Origin of the sequence: Actinomyces sp. oral taxon 175 str. F0384 (assembly GCF_000223355.1) — a bacterium.
GTDB classification, from domain to species: domain Bacteria; phylum Actinomycetota; class Actinomycetes; order Actinomycetales; family Actinomycetaceae; genus Actinomyces; species Actinomyces oris.
The window spans coordinates 521660-544308 of the sequence record NZ_AFUR01000006.1 but is presented as its reverse complement, the minus strand read 5'-3'; the positions used below and the strand labels follow the sequence as shown (position 1 = coordinate 544308).

General features: G+C 71.0%; 17 protein-coding genes and 1 pseudogene. 16 read left to right on the top strand and 2 right to left on the bottom strand.

Annotated elements, in window-relative coordinates:
- Window positions 1–135 precede the first annotated feature (135 nt).
- The 3 genes from HMPREF9058_RS10845 to HMPREF9058_RS10835 all read left to right on the top strand — a co-directional run bounded on the left by HMPREF9058_RS10845 (window position 136) and on the right by HMPREF9058_RS10835 (window position 5105).
- The gene (locus HMPREF9058_RS10845; RefSeq protein WP_139019024.1) at window positions 136–1230 is read left to right on the top strand and encodes an o-succinylbenzoate synthase; all 1095 of its coding nucleotides are present in this window, start codon (window positions 136–138) and stop codon (window positions 1228–1230) included.
- An 85-nt stretch (window positions 1231–1315) separates the two neighbouring features.
- A complete protein-coding gene (menD, locus tag HMPREF9058_RS10840; protein ID WP_050798043.1) occupies window positions 1316–3127 on the top strand; it encodes a 2-succinyl-5-enolpyruvyl-6-hydroxy-3-cyclohexene-1-carboxylic-acid synthase in 1812 nt (603 codons plus the stop codon).
- 211 nt (window positions 3128–3338) lie between these two features.
- A complete protein-coding gene (locus HMPREF9058_RS10835) occupies window positions 3339–5105 on the top strand; it encodes a S1C family serine protease (protein ID WP_043538185.1) in 1767 nt (588 codons plus the stop codon).
- 23 nt (window positions 5106–5128) lie between these two features.
- On the opposite strand, the gene HMPREF9058_RS10830 is transcribed toward HMPREF9058_RS10835, so the two are convergent.
- On the bottom strand, window positions 5129–6499 hold the full coding sequence (locus HMPREF9058_RS10830) for an isochorismate synthase MenF (RefSeq protein WP_009406987.1): 1371 nt from the start codon (window positions 6497–6499) through the stop codon (window positions 5129–5131).
- Between the two features lie 34 nt (window positions 6500–6533).
- A complete protein-coding gene (locus HMPREF9058_RS10825) occupies window positions 6534–7259 on the bottom strand; it encodes a demethylmenaquinone methyltransferase (RefSeq protein WP_083816391.1) in 726 nt (241 codons plus the stop codon).
- 377 nt (window positions 7260–7636) lie between these two features.
- Here HMPREF9058_RS10825 and HMPREF9058_RS10820 point away from each other — a divergent pair, with 377 nt between their 5' ends.
- From HMPREF9058_RS10820 to nuoL, 13 genes and pseudogenes are all read left to right on the top strand, one after another.
- A complete protein-coding gene (locus HMPREF9058_RS10820; RefSeq protein WP_009747861.1) occupies window positions 7637–8938 on the top strand; it encodes a geranylgeranyl reductase family protein in 1302 nt (433 codons plus the stop codon).
- Entirely contained in the window at window positions 8935–9294 is a 360-nt protein-coding gene (gene ndhC / locus HMPREF9058_RS10815; protein WP_003787163.1) for an NADH-quinone oxidoreductase subunit A, read from the top strand. The genes HMPREF9058_RS10820 and ndhC overlap by 4 nt, the downstream gene beginning before the upstream one ends.
- A 62-nt stretch (window positions 9295–9356) precedes the next feature.
- Window positions 9357–9971 (top strand): NADH-quinone oxidoreductase subunit B, encoded by a 615-nt coding sequence (locus HMPREF9058_RS10810; RefSeq protein ID WP_175284728.1) that lies wholly within the window; start codon window positions 9357–9359, stop codon window positions 9969–9971.
- A complete protein-coding gene (locus HMPREF9058_RS10805; protein ID WP_009747763.1) occupies window positions 9968–10744 on the top strand; it encodes an NADH-quinone oxidoreductase subunit C in 777 nt (258 codons plus the stop codon). The genes HMPREF9058_RS10810 and HMPREF9058_RS10805 overlap by 4 nt, the downstream gene beginning before the upstream one ends.
- A pseudogene (locus tag HMPREF9058_RS10800) lies at window positions 10744–12131 on the top strand (NADH-quinone oxidoreductase subunit D). Before HMPREF9058_RS10805 ends, HMPREF9058_RS10800 begins: the two are co-directional and overlap by 1 nt.
- A complete protein-coding gene (gene nuoE, locus HMPREF9058_RS10795; RefSeq protein ID WP_009747859.1) occupies window positions 12131–12901 on the top strand; it encodes an NADH-quinone oxidoreductase subunit NuoE in 771 nt (256 codons plus the stop codon). The pseudogene HMPREF9058_RS10800 and the gene nuoE overlap by 1 nt, the downstream one beginning before the upstream one ends.
- Complete coding sequence (gene nuoF / locus HMPREF9058_RS10790; RefSeq protein WP_003787154.1) at window positions 12898–14229, top strand: NADH-quinone oxidoreductase subunit NuoF; 1332 nt, start codon at window positions 12898–12900, stop codon at window positions 14227–14229. The genes nuoE and nuoF overlap by 4 nt, the downstream gene beginning before the upstream one ends.
- A 3-nt stretch (window positions 14230–14232) precedes the next feature.
- The gene (locus HMPREF9058_RS10785) at window positions 14233–16983 is read left to right on the top strand and encodes an NADH-quinone oxidoreductase subunit G (RefSeq protein WP_009407367.1); all 2751 of its coding nucleotides are present in this window, start codon (window positions 14233–14235) and stop codon (window positions 16981–16983) included.
- The gene (nuoH, locus tag HMPREF9058_RS10780; protein ID WP_009407031.1) at window positions 16980–18623 is read left to right on the top strand and encodes an NADH-quinone oxidoreductase subunit NuoH; all 1644 of its coding nucleotides are present in this window, start codon (window positions 16980–16982) and stop codon (window positions 18621–18623) included. The genes HMPREF9058_RS10785 and nuoH overlap by 4 nt, the downstream gene beginning before the upstream one ends.
- Window positions 18616–19326 carry an NADH-quinone oxidoreductase subunit NuoI gene (nuoI, locus tag HMPREF9058_RS10775; protein ID WP_009407197.1) on the top strand — a complete coding sequence of 237 codons (711 nt, stop codon included), beginning with the start codon at window positions 18616–18618 and terminating at the stop codon, window positions 19324–19326. The genes nuoH and nuoI overlap by 8 nt, the downstream gene beginning before the upstream one ends.
- The gene (locus tag HMPREF9058_RS10770; RefSeq protein WP_009407293.1) at window positions 19323–20324 is read left to right on the top strand and encodes an NADH-quinone oxidoreductase subunit J; all 1002 of its coding nucleotides are present in this window, start codon (window positions 19323–19325) and stop codon (window positions 20322–20324) included. The genes nuoI and HMPREF9058_RS10770 overlap by 4 nt, the downstream gene beginning before the upstream one ends.
- Complete coding sequence (nuoK, locus tag HMPREF9058_RS10765; protein ID WP_003787144.1) at window positions 20321–20626, top strand: NADH-quinone oxidoreductase subunit NuoK; 306 nt, start codon at window positions 20321–20323, stop codon at window positions 20624–20626. The genes HMPREF9058_RS10770 and nuoK overlap by 4 nt, the downstream gene beginning before the upstream one ends.
- A gap of 17 nt (window positions 20627–20643) precedes the next feature.
- Window positions 20644–22638 (top strand): NADH-quinone oxidoreductase subunit L, encoded by a 1995-nt coding sequence (gene nuoL, locus HMPREF9058_RS10760; RefSeq protein ID WP_009747886.1) that lies wholly within the window; start codon window positions 20644–20646, stop codon window positions 22636–22638.
- Window positions 22639–22649 lie beyond the last annotated feature (11 nt).

Here is a 22649-nt window from a genome sequence, read left to right as displayed (position 1 = left end):
TCGACGCCGGCACAGGGGCGCGAGACGGCGCCGGACAGTCCAGTGCTCAGCCCCGTGGGCGTTTGCCGAGGTGGGCCCCGCCACCCTTGTCCCGGTTTCGTCGTCTTGATTGAAGATCGTGCGTATTCTGTGCCCGTGAGTCCGGACCATCAGCATGCCAACGGCGAGATCGACATCGCCTCTCTTCATGCTCAGGACTCCACCGGACTGCTGGATCGCATCGACCGCGCGGTCGTCTGGGACATTCCTCTGACGACGCCGTTTCGCGGTATCACCCGCCGCGACGGCGTCCTGCTCCACGGCCCCGGGGGCTGGGGTGAGGTCGCGCCCTTCTGGGACTACGGGTTGGAGGCCAGCGCTCCCTGGCTCGCCTCCGGACTGTGCGAGGCCCTGGGAAACTCCCTTCTTCCCCGCTACCGCGAGACCATCTCCGTCAACGTGACCGTCCCCGAGGTCGGCGCTCAGGACGCCTCTGATCTGGTGCGGGCCTCCGGAGCCAGGACCGCCAAGGTCAAGGTCAGCGGCAGCAGCGACAAGCGCTCGGCGGACCTGGAGCGCCTCGAGGCGGTCCGTTCGGCCCTGGGGCGTTCCGGCAAGGTGCGTATCGACGTCAACGGCGCCTGGGACCTGGACACCGCCCGCGAGAACCTGCCCCTCATGGACCGGGCTTCCGGAGGGCTGGAGTATGCCGAACAGCCCTGCGCCACCGTCTACGACCTGGCCGACCTGCGCCGCGCCGTCGACGTGCCCATCGCCGCTGACGAGTCGATCCGGCTGTCTGCCAACCCCCTGGAGATCGTCCACCGGCGCGCCGCCGACGTCGCCATCCTCAAGGTGGCCCCGCTGGGCGGGGTGCACCGGGCCCTGGACATGGCAGAGCGCCTTGGACTGCCCGCGGTCGTCTCCTCCGCCCTGGACACCTCCGTGGGCATCATGGCCGGCGCCACCCTCGCCTTCAGCCTGCCCTCCCTCAACCACGCCTGCGGCCTGGGGACCACGCGCCTGCTGACCCAGGACGTCGCCGACCCCAGCGTCCGCCCCAGCAACGGGACTCTGCGTCTGGACGCCGCCGCCCCCGTCTCCGAACGCCTCCTGAACGAGGTCAAGGCGGGGCCCTACCTCACCAAGCACTGGCAGACGCGCCTGCTGCACCTGGCCGGCGCCCTGCACGCCCGCCGCCAGCGCGAGGCCCGTGACCCCAGCCGGGCCGTGGCCGGGCTGCCGCTGTAGCCCGGCCCCACCCGTGTCCGGGGCTCACCGGACTGTGACCAATCGCAGCGCAGTGCAGGCGGTGTGCTCTCGTATCCTCGCCCCTGTGACCGACTCCCCGGAGCGCCCGCAGCTCCCGCCCGCCATGGCCGACGCGCGCAGCCTCGTGGCGGCCCTCCTGGCCGAGGGCGTGCGCGAGGTCGTCCTGTGCCCGGGATCGCGCAGCGCCCCGCTGGCGGAGGCCCTGGCCGACGCCGCCGACGCCGGGCGCCTACGGCTGCGTGTCGTCCTGGATGAGCGCAGCGCCGGCTTCATCGCCCTGGGGGCCGCCCGCGCCCACGTCCTGAACGGGCGCGGCCGCTGCGCCGCCGTCGTGACCACCTCGGGCACGGCCGTCTCCAACCTTCACCCGGCCGTCAGTGAGGCCGACGCCGCCGGCATCCCCCTGCTCGTCATCAGCGCCGACCGGCCCCACGAGCTGGTCGGCACCGGTGCCAGCCAGACCACCGAGCAGACCGGGCTCTTCGCACCTGCCCTGCGCCTGGGTGTGGATCTGCCCGCCGACCTGGCAGCCGACCTCGGGGGCCATGCGGCCGACGCCGCCATCGCCGGGCAGGTGCGCCGCGCCGTCGCCGCCGCCACCGGGACCCTCAGTCAGGATCCCGGGCCGGTCCAGATCAACGCCCGCTTCCGTCCGCCCCTGACGGTGGAGAACTCAGCGGAAAGCTCAGTGGGGGACACCGTGGAGGATGCGGTGCCGGCCGCTCCGGCACCGCCCTCCCCGCCGGCTGCGACGACTGTCCGGGCAGCCGTGCTGGCCGGAACCCCGGAGGCCGGTGCCGGCCAGCCGGCCGGCTCTGGCTCCTTAGCGCAGGGGAGAGGGATCGTCGTCGCCGGTGACACCGCCCACCCGGGCGTTGGCACCCTGGCCAGGTCTCTGGCCGAGCACCTCAACTGGCCACTCCTAGCCGAACCCACCTCCCAGGCCCGCAGCGGCCCGCAGGCCCTGAGCCGTTACGCCGAGCTGCTGGGCACCCCTGCGGGTCGCGCGCTCGCCCAGCAGGCCGAGCACCTCCTCGTTCTGGGGCACCCCAGCCTCAGTCGCTCCATCACCGCGCTCCTGGGGCGCGAGGATCTCGACATCACCGTCCTGACGGAGCGCGCCCGGTGGACCGACGTCTCCGGGCGGGCTCGACGGGTCGTCCCCATGGACGGTCTCGATCATGAGCCTGCCGACACCGCCGCCCTCCGTTCGGCCCGTCTAGTCGCCTCCCTCGGCCTGGAGAGCGCCGACACGGCCTGGACCGACTCCTGGCGCCAGGCCGTGGCGGATCTTCCCGAACCGGACCGCTCCAGCAGCGCCGACGCCCTGGCCCGGGCCGTGTGGGAGGCCAGTCAGGCCCCCGGTGCCCCCACCCTTCTGCTGGGTTCGTCCATGACGGTGCGGCGCCTGGACCGACTCGCCCAGCCCGGCGCCGCTGCCCCGAAGGCGGTCGCGAACCGCGGCCTGGCGGGCATCGACGGCACCATCGCCACCGGGATCGGACTGTGGATGGCCTCAGGGGAACCGGTTCGCGCCGTCATGGGAGACCTCGCCTTCCTCCACGACGCCATGTCCTTGAACCGGGGCGTGCGAGAGGAGGAGGCCGACCTGCAGGTGATCGTCGTCGACGACGGTGGGGGCGCGATCTTCTCCCACCTCGAGTACGCCCGCACCACGCCAGCGGGCCGGTTCGAACGGCTCTTCACCGCCCCTCAGCGGGCGGATATCGCTGCGCTGGCGGCAGCCCTGGGGGCCCGCGTCCAGGTCCCCCATGATGTCGAGGCCCTCCGCGGACTCCTGGCTGAACCGGTCGACGGCGTGAGCGTCGTCGTCTGGGAGACCACGAGGCACGGTCCTCACACCGTGACAACATGAACGACGATAGAGATGGACGGCAACCAGCGGGATAGGACCTGCGGCGGTGGCCCCGGCTCAGCCCGAACCCACCGCTGAGCTCTCAGCCCGCTGCGATACAACAGTTATACGATCCACAGCACAGCCTCAGGGAATCATCGGAAACGGCACAGAGCCCTGGTGTTGTCTACCCGTGGATCTGAGAGGGCGACACGCCCGAGGAGGAGCACAGATGAGCGGATACGACGAGACGAACCCGGAGGCATACCGGCCCAGTGAGCCCGAGGCGGCGGCGGACGGCGCTCACTCCGGTGTCGACTCCTGGTCCGCCAGCAGCCAGGCCAGCCCGGCAACGGCGTCTTCCGTCAGCGAGGGCGCGAGCGTGACCGAAGACCACGGCGGCTACGCGGATCTCTCCCAGGCCTACACCGCCGACGCTTCCCAGCCCGAGCCGGTCCTGCCTCAGGGGGCGAACGTGCAGCATGGGAACGAGACCCGGATGCTTCCCACCGAGCCGCCCACCTCTCAGCTGCCTGCCGAGCCGCCGACCTCGCAGCTTCCCGCGGAGCAGTCCGCGTCGCTCTACGCGCAGCCCGCCCAGGGGCAGTACCAGCCCCAGCAGCCGTCCTACCAGCCGCCGCAGCAGCCTCAGGGGCAGTACCCCGCCCCTCAGGTGCAGCAGGCGGCGCCGTCCAGCTACTCATCCTCCCAGCAGCCCTACCAGGGGCAGCAGACGCACCTCGGCTCGCCCTATACGAGCGTCCCGACGACGTCCGGTGGCTACGCGCCGGCCGGCGCCCCCACCGGGGAGTCCTTCTATGCGGCCTCGAAGGCCACAGGCGCTGACAGCGGCACCAAGAGGCGCCGGCGGGGGCCGGGCTGGTTCGCCCTGGTCACTTCCGTGCTGGTCGCCTCCCTGCTGGGGGCCGGTGGGGCTGTGACCGCGGTCAGGTACATGGACGCTCGCGGCGGGGATGTCTCATCGCGTTCCACGACGGCGCCCACCGCCATCGCCACCGGGAGCACGACCAAGACCGTCAACAGCGCCGGCCAGGCCCCCGACTGGGAGGCCGTCTCGGCCGCCGTGTCCAACGCCGTCGTCTCCATCGGCGTCGTCACGGACAGGGGCGAGGCCCTGGGCTCCGGAGTCATCTTCGACAAGGAGGGGCACATCATCACGAACAACCACGTGGTGGCGGGCGCCTCCAAGATCCAGGTGACGCTGGCTGACGGCCGCGTCTATGACGCCGAGACCACCGGTACCGACCCCGCCACCGACCTGGCGGTCATCCAGCTCAAGGACGCCCCCGACAACCTCACGGTCGCCCAGCTCGGCGACTCCGACAAGCTGGCCACCGGTCAGGACGTCATGGCGATCGGTAACCCGCTGGGCCTGTCCTCGACCGTCACCACCGGAATCATCTCGGCCCTCGATCGGCCCGTCGTCAACTCACAGAATGAGGACGGATCGGGCGGTTCGGCGGTCTACACCAACGCCATCCAGATCGACGCCGCCATCAACCCCGGCAACTCCGGCGGCCCCCTTTTCGATGAGAAGGGGCGGGTCATCGGGATTACCAGCTCCATCGCCACCATGGGGCGCTCTGGCGGCGGCGAGGGAGGCTCGGGAAGCATCGGCATCGGTTTCGCCATCCCCGTCAAGCTGGCCGACAAGGTCGCCAAGCAACTCATCAAGTCCGGAACGGCCACGCACGCCTACCTGGGAGTTACCCTCGACACCGCTGGTGCCAGGGCCGACGGCGAGAAGCGCGCCGGCGCCAAGATCACCTCGGTCGAAGGCGGCTCACCGGCCGACAAGGCCGGACTGAAGAAGGATGACGTCGTCATCGCCATCGACGGGAAGACCACCGCCCAGGGGTCGGCTCTCACCGGCTACGTGCGCCAGTACTCCGCCAACGACAAGGTCAAGCTCACGGTCATCCGTGACTCCAAGAAGCAGGACATCGACGTGACCCTGGCCGAGCGCAAGGACTCCTGACGCGATAGCCGCCCAGAGTCGTCTCAGAGACGCACGCCGAGCGCCCCCAGCATGGGACGCATCTTGGCGGTCGTCTCCGCCAGCTCGTCGACCGGCTCGGAGTCCGGCATGATGCCGCCGCCCCCGAACACTCTCGCGGGGGACTGCGGTCCGGGACCTCCTGTGGGCATCTGGGCGCTGCGCAGCGCGATGCACCACTCGCCCTCGCCGTGCCAGTCCACCCAGCCCACGGGCCCGGCGTAACGCCCCCGGTCCATGGACTCGGCCTCCTCAATGAGACGCGCAGCCGCTTGGGTTGGTGTCCCGCACACGGCCGCCGTCGGGTGCAGCGCGTCCACCAGCGCCAGCGCCCCGGTGTCCCCGGCGACGACCCCGGTGATGTCACTGGCCAGGTGCAGCACATTCGGCAGCGTCAGGACGAAGCGGGCCGGGGCCTCCACCACCGAGCACAGCGGCTCCAGCGCCGTGATCGCCGAGTCTCGGGCCAGCTCATGCTCCCGGTTGTTCTTCTCCGAGCCCTCCAGCCAGGACGCCAGGCGCGCGGTCGCCAGAGCGTCCTCACCGGCGTGCCGGCGGGCCGTACCGGCCAACACCCTGCTCATGAGGCGTCGATCCCGCAGGCGCAGCAGCAGCTCAGGACTGGCGCCCACCATCTGGTCGACGGCGAAGACCCAGGTGGAGGGGTAGTCGCTGGCCAGACGCCGCAGGACCGTACCGGTGGCCAGCGGCCCGCCCGGGTAGGCCAGCACGTCGCGGGCCAGGACCACCTTGCGGGCCTGCCCCGCACGCATCCGCTCCTGCGTGGCGCAGACCGCCTGGCACCACTGCTCCTCGCTGAGCGCCCCGGCCTCAACGGCGGTGGTGCCGCCGGAGTCCCCGGAGTCGCTGTCGGCTCCGGCTGGCCCCCGGTCGACCGCTGCACGAGCATCGGCCACCAGCGCCGTCAGGAGCGAGCCGGGATCTGGGTGCTCCGGCTCAGTCCCATCGTCAGCCCCGGACACCACGGTCGTCAGCCAAGCACCGGAGTCATCCAGCCCAACGAGGACCTCGGGAACCACCAGAACCGAGGACTGCTCGGAGCTGGGGGAGAAGGTGATCGCGCCCAGCGCCACCGGCCCAGTCCCGGGGCGGACCAGCGCATCACGCCACCAGGCCGCGCCGACGACGGCCCGCCACGCGGCCCGCAGCGCCTCAATGCGATCCGCCCCGCTGGCCTCGATCACCAGAACGTGGCCCAGGCCGATGAGTCCGCGCCCGTCGTGAACCCAGGAGCTGACATCCTCACGGCCCGCCAGCAGGTCGATGAGAGCCAGCCCCTCCAGTGCGTCCTCAGGCAGCTCATGGGTGCGGAAGGACAGCCGCGGCGGGACGGCCAGGCAGTGCTCTGCCCTCACGACGTCGGCCCCGGGTCGCTGCCCAGGCCGGTTCTCACTGCTCGCTCCGGGTGTGCTCGGGCCGAGTGGCCCGGTGGACCGCGACGATCCCGCCGGAAAGGTTCTTGTAGCCCACGCCCCGCCAACCGGCCTCCTGCATGAGGCCTGCCAGCTCCCGCTGGTCCGGCCAGGCCAGGATCGACTCGCCCAGGTAGTCGTAGGCCTCGGTGTTCGACGAGACCAGGCGGGCCGCGGCCGGCAGGGCGCTGCCCAGGTAGAAGCGATACAGGTGGCGGAAGGCCGGCCAGACCGGGGTGGAGAACTCCGCGATGACGATCCGCCCGCCCGGCACCGTCACCCGGCGCATCTCCGACAGCGCCCGCGCCGTGTCCTGCACGTTGCGCAGCCCGTAGGAGATGGTGACGACGTCGAAGCTCTCATCGGCGAAGGGCAGCGCCGTGGCGTCCCCGGCCACGAAGGCGATCTCGGGGTGGCGGCGCTTGCCCTCGGCCACCATGCCGGTGGAGAAGTCGCAGGCCACGACCTCGGCGCCGTCGGCGGCGTACTCCACCGAGGAGGTGCCGGTCCCCGCGGCCAGGTCCAGGACGCGCGTCCCCGGCCTCGCGGCGACGGCCGCGCGCGTCACCCGACGCCACATGTGCACCTGGAACAGGCTCATCACGTCATTGGACAGGTCGTAGCGGCGCGCGACGGCGTCGAACATCCCGGCGACCTCACGTGGGTCCTTGGCGAGGCTGGCTCGAAGGGGGGATCGGCTCATGGGGGTCATCATCGCAAATCCCGGCCGCGGTCTCGCCGCCAAGGCATGCCGCAGACCGCTCCCAGCCGGCCTCCGACCGCGCCGGGGCCGCGCTAGGACGCAGGTCCCGTCCGACACTGTTGAAATTCGTCACTCACTCGCAGCGTAATTCTGGGGCGCCGTCATCTGTCGTTGAGGTGGGGACTTCTCTGAGGATTGCCGTCACGGCAACGAAAACTGCGGTTCGCCTCCTCTCTCGCCGCTCCCGTCATGGAGGTGTCGGCCGCCTGGGTACAGTCGGCACAGGCTCCGCCCCGTGCGGGGCCTGCATTACGGTGCCAACTGTGATGCCTACGACTATGCCCGCAGTACCAGCAGTGCCGAGGAGGGAAGCCCGAGTGACCCAGGCAGCCGCCCAGTCCAGCGCCTCCGCCTCTGCCGACGTCATCGTCGTCGGGGCCGGCCCGGCCGGATCCTCCGCGGCCTACCACATGGCCACTCTCGGTCTCGACGTCATCCTGCTGGAGAAGCAGGAGCTCGGCCGGGACAAGGTCTGCGGAGACGGCCTGACCCCCTCGGCCGTGCGCGAGCTGGTCTCCATGGGGATGGACACCACCGGCTGGCAGCGCAACCGCGGCCTGCGCGTCATCGGCGGCGGGCACCTCCTCCACTTCCCCTGGCCGGAGCAGGCCTCCTTCCCCTCCTACGGGATGGCTCGCCCCCGCGCCCTGCTCGACCGCGACCTGGCCGAGCATGCCGCCGCGGCCGGAGCCCGCCTGCTCACCGGCGTCACGGTCACCGGCCCCGTCACCTCTCCCACCGGTCGGGTCACCGGCGTTGAGGCCCGCCCCACCAACCGGGTCGCCTACCCCGGCATCGAGGGGCCCACCACCTTCACCGCCCCGCTGGTCGTCGACGCCGGAGGCGTCTCGGCTCGCCTGGCCACCGCTGTCGGGCGCACCAAGAACGAGCGCCGCCCCATGGGCGTGGCCGTGCGCGCCTACTTCCGCTCCCCGCGCGCCAAGGACGCCTGGATGGAGTCCCGCCTCGAGCTGTGGGACGGCACGCCCGGCAAGTCCGACCTCCTGCCCGGCTACGGCTGGATCTGGTCCGTGGGGGAGGGGCTGGTCAACGTCGGGCTCGGCTCGGTCTCCTCGCGCGCCCAGGCCACCGCCATCGACTACCGCGCCGTGTTCAACCGCTGGATGGACAACGTCCCGGCCTCCTGGGGCTTCACCAAGGAGAACCAGGTCGGCGGCCTGGTCAGCGCCGCCCTGCCGATGGCCTTCAACCGCAAGCCGCACTACGCCGACGGCCTCATGCTGCTGGGCGACGCCGGAGGCATGGTCTCGCCCTTCAACGGCGAGGGCATCGCCCAGGCCCTCATGTCCGGCCGCCTGGCCGCCCAGGCCGCCGCCCAGGCATCCGCCCGCACGACCACCTCCGGCCGTGAGCAGGTCCTGGCCCAGTACCCCAAGGCCCTCAGCTCCGAGATGGGCGGCTACTACACGCTCGGCCGTGTCTTCGTCGCCCTCATCGAGCACCCCGAGGTCATGCGCCTGTGCACCCGCTACGGGCTGCCGCGCAAGCGCCTCATGAAGCTCGTCACCAAGCTCTTGTCCGACGGGTGGGAGCGCCGCGGCGGCGACGGAATCGACCACTTCATCCAGCTCCTGACAAGGATGGTGCCGGAAGCATGAACCCCTACGCCTCCCTGCTCATCATGGCCGCGCTGGCCCTCCTGGTGGCCGTCGGCGGTCTGGCCATGAGCGCCATCATCAGCCCCGCCCGGCGCAACCGGGTCAAGGTCGCCAACTACGAGTGCGGCATCGACCCCACCCCCGCCAACACCGAGCACGGGCGCTTCCCCGTCTCCTTCTACCTGGTGGGCATGACCTTCATCATCTTCGACGTCGAGGTGGTCTTCCTCTACCCCTGGGCCACGGCCTTCGGGCGCCTGGGCTTCTTCGGGCTGGGGGCGGCCGTCCTGTTCATCGGCCTCATCACCGTGCCCTACATCCTCGAGTGGCGTCGCGGCGGACTGGACTGGGACTGACGCCGCTCTGACCGGCCAGGACCCAGCCCGACGATCCCAAGGAGTACACAGCAGTGAAGAGCATGAAGAAGCACAACGCCTACATGGCGTCCATCCCGTCCAAGCGGAATGACCCCTACGCCGCCGCTGCCGCCGAGGTGGACAGCCCGGGCTTCCTGCTGACCACCGTCGAGAAGCTCGCGGGCCTGGCCCAGGCCCGCTCCATGTGGCCCGTCACCATGGGCCTGGCCTGCTGCGCCATCGAGATGATGGCCGCCGGCACCCCCCGCTTCGACATGGCCCGCTTCGGCTGGGAGGTCTTCCGCGCCTCCCCGCGCCACGCCGACGTCATGATCGTCTCGGGCCGCGTCTCCCACAAGATGGCCCCCATCGTGCGCAACGTCTACGACTCCATGCCCGAGCCCAAGTGGGTCATCTCCATGGGGGCCTGCGCCTCCTCGGGAGGCATCTTCAACAACTACGCCGTCGTCCAGGGCTGCGACCACATCGTCCCGGTGGACATCTACCTGCCGGGCTGCCCGCCGCGCCCCGAGATGCTCCTCAACGCCATGCTCGAGCTGACCCGCCAGATCGAGAAGAAGCCGCTGTTCAAGCACCGCGAGGAGATCGCCCGCGCCGTCGAGGCCGCCGCGCTGTCGGCCACCCCCACCCATGAGATGAAGGGCCTGCTGGCATGAGTGAGAAGAACACCCCGGCACACGACTCGGGCTCCGAGGCCCTGACCGAGACTCCCGAGGCCCCCGCCGTCCCCGCGGTCGCCGGCACCCCCGTGCGCCCCGAGCTGCGCCTGGAGGTCATCACCGCCCCCACCGGCCAGTTCGGCGCCTCCGACGCAGGCGACACCACCGGCTACGGCGAGCACCGCAGCGTCGTCACCCTCGCCCCCGCCGCCGCGCGCCCCTACGGCGGATGGTTCGACGACGTCGTCGACGCCCTCATCGAGGACCTCCAGGAGGCCGGCATCGACCCGGCCGCCGCCATCGAGAAGGTCGTCATCGAGCACGACGAGCTCACCCTGTTCATCGCCCGCGAGCACCTGCTCGATGTCGCCCGCCCCCTGCGCGACGACCAGGACCTGCGCTTCGAGCTGTGCCTGGGCGTCAGCGGCGTCCACTACCCCGAGCTGGTCGGGCGCGAGCTGCACGCCTGCATCCAGCTCATGAGCCTGACCCACGGCGGGCGTCAGCTGCGCCTGCAGGTCGCCTGCCCTGAGACCGACCCGCACGTGCCCTCCCTCGTCTCGCTCTACCCCGGCAACGACTGGCACGAGCGCGAGACCTGGGACCTCATGGGCATCGTCTTCGACGGCCACCCCCACCTGACCCGCACCGCCATGCCCGACGACTGGGTGGGCCACCCCCAGCGCAAGGACTACCCGCTGGGCGGCATCCCCGTCGAGTACAAGGGCGCCCAGACCCCGCCCGCCGACACCCGGAGGTCCTACCGCTGATGAGCACCGCACGCACCTTCCGCGCCTCCGGGCCCGCCACGGACGAGCTGTCCGCCGGCGCCGAGCAGTTCACCGTCAGCGGCGGAGACTGGGACGACGTCGTCGCCCAGATCGCCGAGCGCGACGAGGCCGACCGCCTGCGCAACGACCGGATCGTCCTCAACATGGGCCCGGTCCACCCCTCCACCCACGGCGTGCTGCGCCTGGTCCTGGAGGCCGACGGCGAGGTCGTCACCGAGGTCCGCGTCGGAACCGGCTACCTGCACACCGGTATCGAGAAGAACATGGAGTACCGCACCTGGGTGCAGGGCGAGACCTTCGTGACCCGCATGGACTACGTGGCCCCCTTCTTCCAGGAGGTCGGCTACGCGCTCGCCGTCGAGAAGCTCCTGGGCATCACCGACGACATCCCGGAGAAGGCCACCGTTACCCGCGTGCTGCTCATGGAGCTCAACCGCATCGCCTCCCACGTCGTGGCCGTGGGCACCGGGGGCAACGAGATGGGCGGCACCACGCTCATGACCATCGCCTTCCGCTGCCGCGAGAACATCCTCAAGGCCTTCGAGATGGTCTCCGGGCTGCGCATGAACCACGCCTACATCCGCCCCGGGGGCCTTGCCCAGGACATCCCCGAGGGCTTCACCGAGTTCGTGCGCTCGGTCATGCCGGACATCAAGAAGGACATCCACGAGCTCGAGCTGCTGCTCCTGGAGAACCCGATCCTCAAGTCCCGCTTCATCGGCGTGGGGGAGATCAGCCTGGCCGGAGGGCTCGCCCTGGGCCTGACCGGGCCCTGCCTGCGCGCGGCCGGCTACCCGCTGGACCTGCGGCGCACCAACCCCTACTGCGGCTACGAGACCTACGACTTCCGGGTCCCCACCTACAGGGTCTCCGACTGCTACAACCGCCTGCGCATCCGCCTGGACGAGGCCTACGAGTCCCTCAAGATCGTCTCCCAGTGCCTGGACCGCCTCGAGGAGATCGCCGCCCGCGGCGACGACCCCTCCAACACCACGATGGTGGCCGACCCGACCATCGCCTGGCCCGCCCGCATGTCCATCGCCACCGACGGCCAGGGCCAGTCCCTGGAGCACGTGCGCGAGATCATGGGCAGCTCCATGGAGTCCCTCATCCACCACTTCAAGCTGGTGACCCAGGGCTTCCGGGTCCCGGCCGGGCAGGTCTACCAGACCGTTGAGCACGCCAAGGGGATCCTGGGCGTCCACGCCGTCTCCGACGGCGGCACCCGCCCCTACCGGGTCCACTTCCGCGACCCCTCCTTCTCCAACCTGCAGTCGCTGGCCATGATGGGGGAGGCGGCATGATCGCCGACCTCGTGCCCACCCTGGCCTCCATCGACCCCGTCCTGGGAGGCGTGGACCGCTGATGAGCACCACCGAGAACGCAGTCAACCCGGCCGTCGAGACCATCGCCACCGTCAGCGCGGTCGGCCCGGTGGGAACCGTCGCGCAAGCCGCCGTGGCCGCCGGCTACAGCTCAGAGGTCGCCCAGGGCCTGCAGGTCGACATCGAGCGGATCATCGCCCGTTACCCGGCGGGCAAGGAGCGCAGCGCCCTCATCCCGATGCTCCACCTCATCCAGTCCGTGGACGGCTACGTCTCCCCGGCCGGCATCGCCCTGTGCGCCGCCCGGCTCGGCCTGGAGCGGGCCGAGGTCAGCGCCGTGGCCACCTTCTACAGCCAGTTCCGCCGTCACCCGGTGGGCACCTACCACGTGGGCGTGTGCACCAACGCCCTGTGCGCCGTCATGGGCGGGGACGAGATCTGGAAGGCGGTCACCGAGCACACCGGCCTGGGCGCCGAGGAGACCAGCGAGGACGGCACCATCAGCCTCGAGCGCGTCGAGTGCAACGCCGCCTGCGACTACGCCCCCGTCGTCATGGTCAACTGGGAGTTCTTCGACAACCAGACCCCCGACTCCGCCGTCGCCATGATTAAGGCCCTCGAGCGCGGCGAGGACGTCGCCCCCACCCGCGGTCCCGAGACCGTCCCCACCTTCCGCGAGAACGAGCGCCTGCTGGCCGGCTTCGAGGACGGCCGCACCGACGAGGGGCGCGGCCCCGGCGAGCCGACCCTGCGCGGCCTGCGCATCGCCCGCGAGCAGGGCTGGACCGCGCCGAAGGAGGAGACCAAGTGAGTGACACCGCCACCTACACCGCGCCGGGGACCCTCACCCCGGTTCTGAGCGACCTGTGGGACCAGGAGCGCTCCTGGACCCTGCAGACCTACCTCGACCACGGCGGCTACGAGGGCCTGAAGAAGGCCAAGACCCTCAGCTGCGAGGAGCTCATCGGCCTCATCAAGGACTCCGGCCTGCGCGGACGCGGCGGCGCCGGCTTCCCCACCGGCCTGAAGTGGTCCTTCCTGCCCCCGGTCGACGGCGGCCCGCGCTACCTCGTGGTCAACGCCGACGAGTCCGAGCCGGGCACCTGCAAGGACATCCCCACGATCATGTCCAACCCGCAGGCGCTCATCGAGGGCATCGCCATCACCTCGCGAGCCATCGGCGGCGACCACGCCTTCGTCTACCTGCGCGGCGAGGTCCCCCACGTCTACCGCCGCCTGCTCAGCGCCGTGCGCGAGGCCACCGAGTCCGGCCTGCTGGACACCGGCTTCGGCCTCGACGGCCAGCAGCGGCTGCGCATCACCGCCCACGCCGGGGCCGGCGCCTACATCTGCGGTGAGGAGACCGCCCTGCTGGACTCCCTGGAGGGCCGCCGCGGCCACCCCCGCCTCAAGCCGCCCTTCCCCGCCGTCGCCGGCCTCTACGCCCGGCCCACGGTGGTCAACAACGTCGAGACCATCGCCTCGGTCCCGGCGATCCTGGCCCGCGGCGCCCAGTGGTACTCCACCATGGGCACCGAGAAGTCCAAGGGCCACGGCATCTTCTCCGTCTCCGGCCACGTGGCCCACCCCGGCCAGTACGAGGCCCCCTTCGGCATCACCATGCGCGAGCTCATCGAGCTCTCCGGCGGCATCCGTCCCGGCCACGAGCTGAAGTTCTGGGTGCCGGGAGGCTCCTCGACGCCGATCTTCGGCCCCGACGAGCTCGACGTCCCCCTGGACTACGAGTCCGTGGCCGAGGCCGGCTCCATGCTGGGCACCCGCGCCCTGCAGGTCTTCGACGAGACCGTCTCCGTGGTGCGCGTGGTCACCCGGTGGACCGAGTTCTACCAGCACGAGTCCTGCGGCAAGTGCACCCCCTGCCGTGAGGGCACCTACTGGATGCGCCAGATCATGCTGCGCCTGGAGGCCGGGCGCGGTCTGCCCGGCGACGTCGAGAAGCTCGAGTCCATCGCCTCCAACATCGCCGGACGCTCCTTCTGCGCCCTGGGTGACGCCTCCGCCACCCCGGTCCTGACCGGCATCAAGCGGTTCCGCGAGGAGTTCGAGGCCGGCTACACCGCCGCCGCCGGCGAGCTCTTCCCCTACGCCGCCTCCTCCGTCTTCGAAAGCGCACGGTGAGCCATGACTGCTGAGACGACCACCAAGAGCTCCGCACCCGCGGCGCCCCCGGCCCCCGAGATGGTCCACATGACCATTGACGGGCTGCCCGTCGAGGTCGAGAAGGGGACCCTCCTCATCCGCGCCGCCGAGCAGGTCGGCGTGCGCATCCCGCGCTTCTGCGACCACCCGCTGCTCGCGCCGTCGGCCAACTGCCGCCAGTGCCTGGTGGAGGTGGCCATGCCGGGGCGCGACGGCGTCGTGCGCCCCATGCCCAAGCCCCAGCCCTCCTGCGCCATGACCGCCATGGAGGGCATGGAGATCTCCACCCAGGCCACCAGCGAGGTCGCCGCCAAGGCTCAGGCCGGCACCATGGAGTTCCTCCTCATCAACCACCCGCTGGACTGCCCGGTGTGCGACAAGGGCGGCGAGTGCCCTCTGCAGAACCAGGCCCTGGAGCTCATGGCCTCCGGCGCCCAGTCCGCCACCCGCTTCACCGACGTCAAGCGCACCTTCCCCAAGCCGCTGCGCCTGACCAGCAACATCCTGCTGGACCGCGACCGGTGCATCCTGTGCCAGCGCTGCGTGCGCTTCGCCGACCAGATCCCCGGTGACCCCTTCATCGCCCTCCAGGGCCGCGGCGGCGGGCACCCCTCCTTCGACATGGACGGCGAGCCCGAGCACGCCGGGGGTCTGTACTCCGAGCAGATCGGGCGCTTCGACGCCCGTGTCCTGGACTTCCACACCGAGGCGCCCCAGGAGGGGCTCGACGCCGACCTCCAGACGATCCGCGGCGTGCCCTCGCTGAGCGCCCTGGGAGACCTGACCGGCCCCGGCGGCGAGCCCGGTGCCTCCGACGGCACCGACTACGGCCCCGACCTCGGTGCCGGCCGCGAGGACCTGGACGCCTCCGGGCGCCCCTTCGCCTCCTACTTCTCGGGCAACATCATCCAGATCTGCCCCGTGGGCGCCCTGACCTCCGCGAAGTACCGCTTCCGGGCCCGCCCCATGGACCTGGTCTCCACCGACTCCGTCACCGAGCACGACGCCTCCGGCTCCGCCATCCGCGTCGACATGCGCCGCGGCGTCGTCCTGCGCCACCTGGCCGGCAACGACCCCGAGGTCAACGAGGAGTGGATCACCGACAAGGACCGCTTCGCCTTCACCTGGTCCTCCCAGCCCGACCGCCTCACCGTGCCGCTCGTGCGCGACGAGGAGACCGGTGAACTCGTCACCACCTCCTGGTCCGACGCCCTGGACGTGGCCGCCCAGGGGCTGGCCCGCGCCGCCGCAGACGGGGGCGTGGGGCTCCTGCCCGGCGGCCGCCTCACCCTGGAGGACGCCTGGGCCTGGTCCCGCTTCGCCCGCACCGCCCTGGGCACCAACGACATCGACCAGCGCGTGCGCAGCCACAGCCAGGAGGAGGACTCCTTCCTGGCCGCCCGCGTGGCCGGCACCGGACTGGGCGCCGTCACCTACCGCCACCTGGAGCGGGCCGGACAGGTCCTGCTCCTGAGCCTGGAGCCCGAGGACGAGTGCGGCTCCCTGTTCCTGCGCCTGCGCAAGGGCGTGCGCGCCGGCGGCGTCAAGGTGGCCACCGTGACCACCTGCCTGAGCGCCGGCAGCCGCAAGCTCTCCGCCCAGGCCATCCTCACCCCGCCCGGTGAGGAGGCCCGCGTCGTCGCCCACCTCAGCCAGACCCACCCCGAGCTCGTCGAGGCCCTGCGGGCCGACGGCGCCACCATCCTCATCGGTGAGCGCGCCGTCCGCGTCCCCGGCCTGCTGAGCGTCGCCGACGCCCTGGCCACCGCCACCGGCGCCCACCTGGCCTGGGTGCCGCGCCGCAGCGGCGAGCGCGGAGGCATCGAGGCGGGCCTGCTGCCCGGCCTCCTGCCCGGCGGTCGCCCCGTGGTCGACCCCGAGGCCCGCGCCCAGGTCGAGCAGGCCTGGAACCTGGGCCCCGAGCACCTCCTGCCCGCGACTCCGGGCCGCGACGCCACCGCCATCCTCTCGGCCCTCCTGGAGGGGAGCCTGGGTGGTGCGGTCGTCGGCGGCATCGACCTGCGCGACTTCCCCGACCCGGGCCTGGCCCGCGCGGCCCTGGCCGCCAGCGGCTTCACCGTCCAGCTCGAGGTGCGCCGCAGCGAGGTCAGCGAGCACGCCGACGTCGTCCTGCCCGTGGCCCCGGCCGTGGAGAAGAACGGCACCTTCGTCAACTGGGAGGGGCGCGTGCGCCCCTTCGGCCAGGCCCACGTCTCGCGCTCGCGCACCGACCGCCAGGTCCTGGGCATGCTCGCCGACGAGATGGGAGTCGACCTGCAGGTCGACGACCTGGTCGTCCTGCACGAGCAGCTCGCCGACCTGGGACTGTGGCGAGGGCAGCGCCCGTCGGTCGCTTTCGGGCCCGCCCCGGCGGTCTGCGCCGGAGCCCCCGTCGCCGCCGACGACGGCGTGGAGGCCCGCCTGACCACTCATAAGCCCATGCTCGACGCCGGGCGCCTCCAGGACGGTGAGCCCTTCCTGGCCGCCACCGCCCTGCGCCCCGTCGCCCGGGTGGGCGCCGACATCGCCCAGCGCCTGTCACTGGCAGCCGGCCAGGAGGTGACCGTGGCGACCGCCGCCGGATCCATCACCCTGCCGGCCGTCGTCGGTGGCGTCAGCGACGGCACCGTGTGGCTGCCCGAGTGCTCGGCGGGCTCCACCGTCCACCAGACCCTGGGCGCCGGGCACGGCTCCCAGGTCACCGTGACCCATGCAGCGGAGGTACTGAGGTGAACCCGATCTACGCGGCTCAGGCCGCTGCCGACGACGCCCTGCCCAACGGGGGCGTGACCGCCGACTTCTCCGCCGAGACCTGGTGGCTGACCCTCATCAAGGCCGGCTTCATCGTCGCCTTCCTCATCGTCAGCGTCATGATGGCGCTGTGGGTGGAGCGGCGCGGCCTGGCCCGCATGCAGACCCGCCTGGGCCCCAACGTCAACGGCCCCCTCGGCCTACTCCAGGCGGTCGCCGACGCCGGCAAGCTCATCATGAAGGAGGACTTCTGGCTCAAGGGGGCCGAGAAAGTCATCTATCTCCTGGCGCCGCTCATCGCCGCCTTCAGCGCCTTCATGGTCTACGCGGTCATCCCCTTCGGGCCGCAGGTGAGCATCTTCGGCCACTCCACGCCTCTGCAGCTGACCGACTTCCCGGTGGCGGTCCTCTACATCCTGGCCATCACCGCCTTCGGCGTCTACGGGATCATCCTGGGCGGCTGGTCCACGCACTCCACCTACCCGCTCTTTGGTGCCGTGCGCAGCGCCGCTCAGGTCATCTCCTACGAGCTGAGCATGAGCCTGTCCATCCTCACGGTCTTCCTGGCCTCGGGGACCATGTCCACCTCCGGGATCGTGACCGCCCAGGAGCGCATCTGGTGGGCCGTGGCGATGGTGCCCAGCTTCATCATCTACGTCATCTCCATGGTCGGTGAGGTCAACCGCCTCCCCTTCGACCTGCCCGAGGCCGAGGGCGAGCTCGTCGCCGGCCACATGGTCGAGTACTCCTCGATGAAGTTCGCCTGGTACTTCCTGGCCGAGTACATCAACATGTTCAACGTCTCGGCCGTGTGCGTCACCCTGTTCCTGGGCGGCTGGCGCTCGGCGATCCTCAGCCTGTTCTGGGAGGGCGCCAACTCCGGCTGGTGGCCGATGCTGTGGTTCGTCGCCAAGGTCTGGGCCGTCATGTTCTTCATGATCTGGACCCGTGGAACTCTGGTGCGCATCCGCTACGACCACTTCATGAAGCTGGGCTGGAAGGTCCTCATCCCGATCTCCCTGGTCTGGTTCGTGCTGGTGGCGGTGGTGCGCGCCTTCCGCACCTTCTCGGGCGCCTCCGTGCAGGCCCTGCTGCTGCCGATGGCCGTCGTGTTCTGCGTCATCATGTTCATCCTCTTCCTCATCCCCGACAAGGAGGAAGAGGAGGAGCTCTACGAGGACTATGAGGGCGACGACGACGAGGATGCGGACGACGAGGACGTCGAGATCCTGGACGCCGAGGACGACCACGTCGCCTTCCTCGAGGGCTTCCCGGTCCCGCCGCCTCCGGGCACGTCCCTGCCGCCCTCACCGCGCGCCCGCCGCGCCGCCCTGGCGGCGCAGGCGACCGACGCGGCCGGTGACTCCGAGACCGGGGCGGCCACCGCCGTCGGCCTCCTGGAGGACACCGATGTCGATGACGACGACGCAGCCGGTTCCGCAGACTCCGCCGCCTCTGCCGAGTCCCCCGACTCAGCAGGTGTGGTCGGCACGGCAGCTCCGGCCGGTACGGACGCAGCCACCGCCCTGCCCACCTTCACTCTTGACCTCAAGGCCGACCCGGCCGGCGGCAAGGACACAGACACGGCCGCTGAGGCACCCCAGGAGGGAAAAGATGACTGATCGCCCCCACCGTTCCCGGGGCTCGCAGCACGATAAGTGGCTGCGTGACGCTCCCTCCGCCCTGGCCCGCGCCTTCGCGCCCGTGGCTGGCTACGGGGTCACCATCTCCTCGATGTTCCGCCCGGTGGTCACCGAGCAGTACCCCTTCGAGCCGCCGCAGGTGATGCCCCGCTACCACGGCCGTCACCAGCTCAACCGCTACGACGACGGCCTGGAGAAGTGCATCGGCTGTGAGCTGTGCGCCTGGGCCTGCCCCGCCGACGCGATCTACGTCGAGGCCGCCTCCAATGAGCCCGGCGCCCAGTACTCGCCCGGCGAGCGCTACGGGCGCGTCTACCAGATCAACTACCTGCGCTGCATCTTCTGCGGCATGTGCATCGAGGCCTGCCCCACCCGGGCCCTGACCATGTCCACCGACTTCGATGAGCTCGTCGGCCCCGGCCGTGAGGGCCTCATCTACGAGAAGGAGGACCTGCTGGCCCCCGTGCCCGAGGGCGCCGTGTCCGCGCCCCACCCCATGGTCGAGGGCACCGAGGACGGCGACTACTACCGTGGGAAGGTCGTCGGCTCCACCCAGGCCCAGATCGACTGGGTGCGGAGCCACCGACCCGAGGACCCCAGCCTGGAGTCCGCCCGCGCCAAGGCCGCCCCCGCCGCCTCCGGCCGGGGCAGCCGCCACACCGTGAAGGGAGCCCTGCGATGAGCACCCTGCTGATGACCGGAGCCCCCGCCGTCGCCCCGACCGCCCTGACTCAGGACGGTCACCTGGGGCTGGGTGAGGCCATCGTCTTCGGCGTCGTCGCCCTGGTCACCGTGGCCTGCGGCATCGGCGTCCTGACCGCCAAGCGCGCCGTGAACGCCGCCATCAACATGATCGGCATCATGATCTCGCTGGCCGTCCTCTACATCGTCAACGAGTCGCCCTTCATGGGCATCACCCAGGTCGTGGTCTACACCGGCGCTGTCATGACCCTCGTCCTGTTCGTCATCATGCTCGTGGGTGTGGGCGGTGACGAGCCGGTGGGCGCCGCCGGTACCGTCATGAGGCGCCCGGTCCTCATCCTCCTGGGACTGGGGCTGGCCGGTGCTCTGACCGCCGTCGTGTGGCGCTCCACCCTGCCGAAGCCGGCCGGTCTCAAGGACGGCGCCAAGGCCGCTCCCGACCTGCTGGCCGTCACGCTCTACCACGACCACGTCGTCACCATGGAGCTGACCGCCATCCTGCTCATCGTCGCCGCCGTCGGCGCCCTGACCCTCACCCACCGCCAGCGCATCCGGGCCCGGCTCAGCCAGCGGGCGGTGGCCGAGGGCAAGATGCAGGACTACGCCGCCAAGGGCGCCCACCCGGGCCAGAAGCCCATGCCCGGCGTCTACGCCTCCACCAACTCCGCCGCCGCCCCGGCCCTGGACGCCCAGGGCGAGGCCGTCGAGGAGTCCGTGCCCCGGGTCCTGCGGGCCCGCGGCCAGGGCCTGGAGCTGTCCGACGTCTCCCCGGAGATGGGACTGGCCCAGCGCTCGGGCACAATCGTCTCCCGCCTGGCCGGGGCCGGCCAGACCGGTCAGGCCGGCGGCCCCCGGGACGCCCGCCGCTCCGGGATGCCCTCCATGCCCGGCGCCGCCGCCCCCACCGTCAAGCAGCCCGTCCTCAGCGATGACGGGGCAGCCGACTCGGCCGCCCCGGAGCAGAAGGAGGAGAAGTGAGTCTCCCCATCACCGTCTACCTCATCCTGGCCGGGGTGCTGTTCACCCTGGGGGCACTCACGGTGCTGCTGCGCCGCAACGCCATCATCGAGCTCATGGGGGTTGAGCTCATGCTCAACTCCGTCAACCTCGTCCTGGTCACCTTCTCCCGGATCCACGGCAACCTCACCGGCCAGGTCTTCGCCTTCTTCGTCATGGTGGTGGCCGCCGCCGAGGTCGTGGTGGGTCTGAGCATCGTCGTATCCATCTTCCGCACCCGCAGGTCCACGTCGGTCGACGACGAGAACCTGCTCAAGAACTGAGGGGAGAGACCACCGACATGCTTCCCGCTCCTGTCACCACCGTCGTGACGCCCCTGACCGAGGCCACCGGCCTGGCCTCCTGGGCCTGGCTGCTCATCGCCGTCCCCGCGGCCTCCGCCGCCTTACTGCTACTGGCCGGCCGCCGCTCCAACGCCTGGGGCCACTGGCTGGGCCTGGCCGCCTCCTTCGCCGCCGCCTGCCTCGGCGTGGGCATCCTCGTGCAGGTCCTGGGCCTGCCCGCTGAGGAACGCGTCATCGGCCTGCCCCTCTACCACTGGTTCTCCGCCGGGAACCTGAGCGTCGACGTCGGCCTGCGCCTGGATCCGCTGTCGCTGACCTTCGTCACGCTGGTCACCTGCGTCGGCTTCCTCATCCACCTGTACTCGGTGGCCTACATGGCCCACGACCGCGACCGGCGCCGCTTCTTCGCCTACCTCAACCTCTTCATCGCCGCGATGCTCACCCTGGTCCTGGGTGACTCATACATCGCGCTCTTCGTCGGCTGGGAGGGCGTGGGGCTGGCCTCCTACCTGCTCATCGGCTTCTGGAACACCGCCGACGCCGACGCCCCCCAGGGCGAGCAGGCCACCAGTCGCGAGAACGCCGCCGCCGCCAAGAAGGCCTTCATCATGAACCGCGTGGGCGACGTCGGCCTCCTGCTGGCCATGATGACGATGGTCGGCCAAGTCGGCTCGGTCTCCTTCGACGCCGTCTCCGCCGCCTCCCTCGACGGCTCGGTGAGCACCGGCTGGCTCACCGCCATCGGCTTCTTCCTGCTCCTGGCGGCCTGTGGTAAGTCCGCCCAGTTCCCCCTCCAGGCATGGCTGGGTGACGCCATGGCCGGCCCCACGCCGGTCTCGGCCCTCATCCACGCCGCCACCATGGTCACCGCGGGCGTCTACCTCATGGTCCGCTCCGCCGCCGTCTTCGAGGGCGCCCCCAGCGCCCAGACGGCCGTGGCCGTCATCGGCGCCATCACCCTGCTGCTGGGGGCCGTCATCGGAAGCGCCAAGGACGACATGAAGAAGGTCCTGGCCGCCTCCACCATGAGCCAGATCGGCTACATGATGCTGGGAGCGGGCCTGGGCCCGGTCGGCTACGCCTTCGCCATCTTCCACCTGCTCACCCACGGCTTCTTCAAGGCCCAGCTCTTCCTGGGGGCCGGCTCGGTCATGCACGCCATGGGCGACCAGGTCAACATGCGCCGCTTCGGCGGCCTGCGCGGCGCCATGACGATCACCTGGATCACCATGGGCATCGGCTGGCTCGCCATCCTGGGGGTACCGCCCTTCTCCGGATTCTGGTCCAAGGACCGCCTCATCGAGGCCGCCTTCGTCGGCGAGGGCGCCAAGCCCTGGATCCTGGGGACCATCGCCCTGCTGGGTGCGGGCCTGACCGCCTTCTACATGTCCCGCCTGTTCTTCATGATCTTCCACGGCAAGCAGCGCTGGACCACTAAGGACGACCTGGAGGGCGAGGTCCACCCCCACGAGTCCGGCTGGCTCATGACCCTGCCCCTGATCGTCCTGTCCGTGTTCTCCGCGGGCCTGGGCGGGCTGCTGACCTACAACAACATGTTCGTCACCTGGCTGGAGCCGGTCACCGGTCACGCCGAGCACGGCGAGCCGGTTCTGCCGGCCACCGTCATCATGGGCGCCACCCTCGTCCTGGTCGTCGTCGGGGTCCTTGTGGCCTGGTGGATGTACGTGCGCCGCCCGGTGCCCGTCGTCCTGCAGCCGGCCAACCCCCTGGTGGAGGCCGCCCGCAAGGACATGTACCAGGACGCCATCAACGAGGCCCTGGCCATGCGCACCGGCCAGGGACTGGTCCTGGCCACCGACGCCGTCGAGCGCTACGTCGTCGACGGCGCCATCGAGGGTGCCGCTGCGGGCACCGGCGCCCTGGGGCGCCTGACCCGCCGCACCGAGTCCGGGTACGTGCGCTCCTACGCCGGCTACATGCTGGCCGGAACGGTCCTCGTACTCATCGCCGTCCTGGCCGCCAGGTTCTGAGAGGACACGAC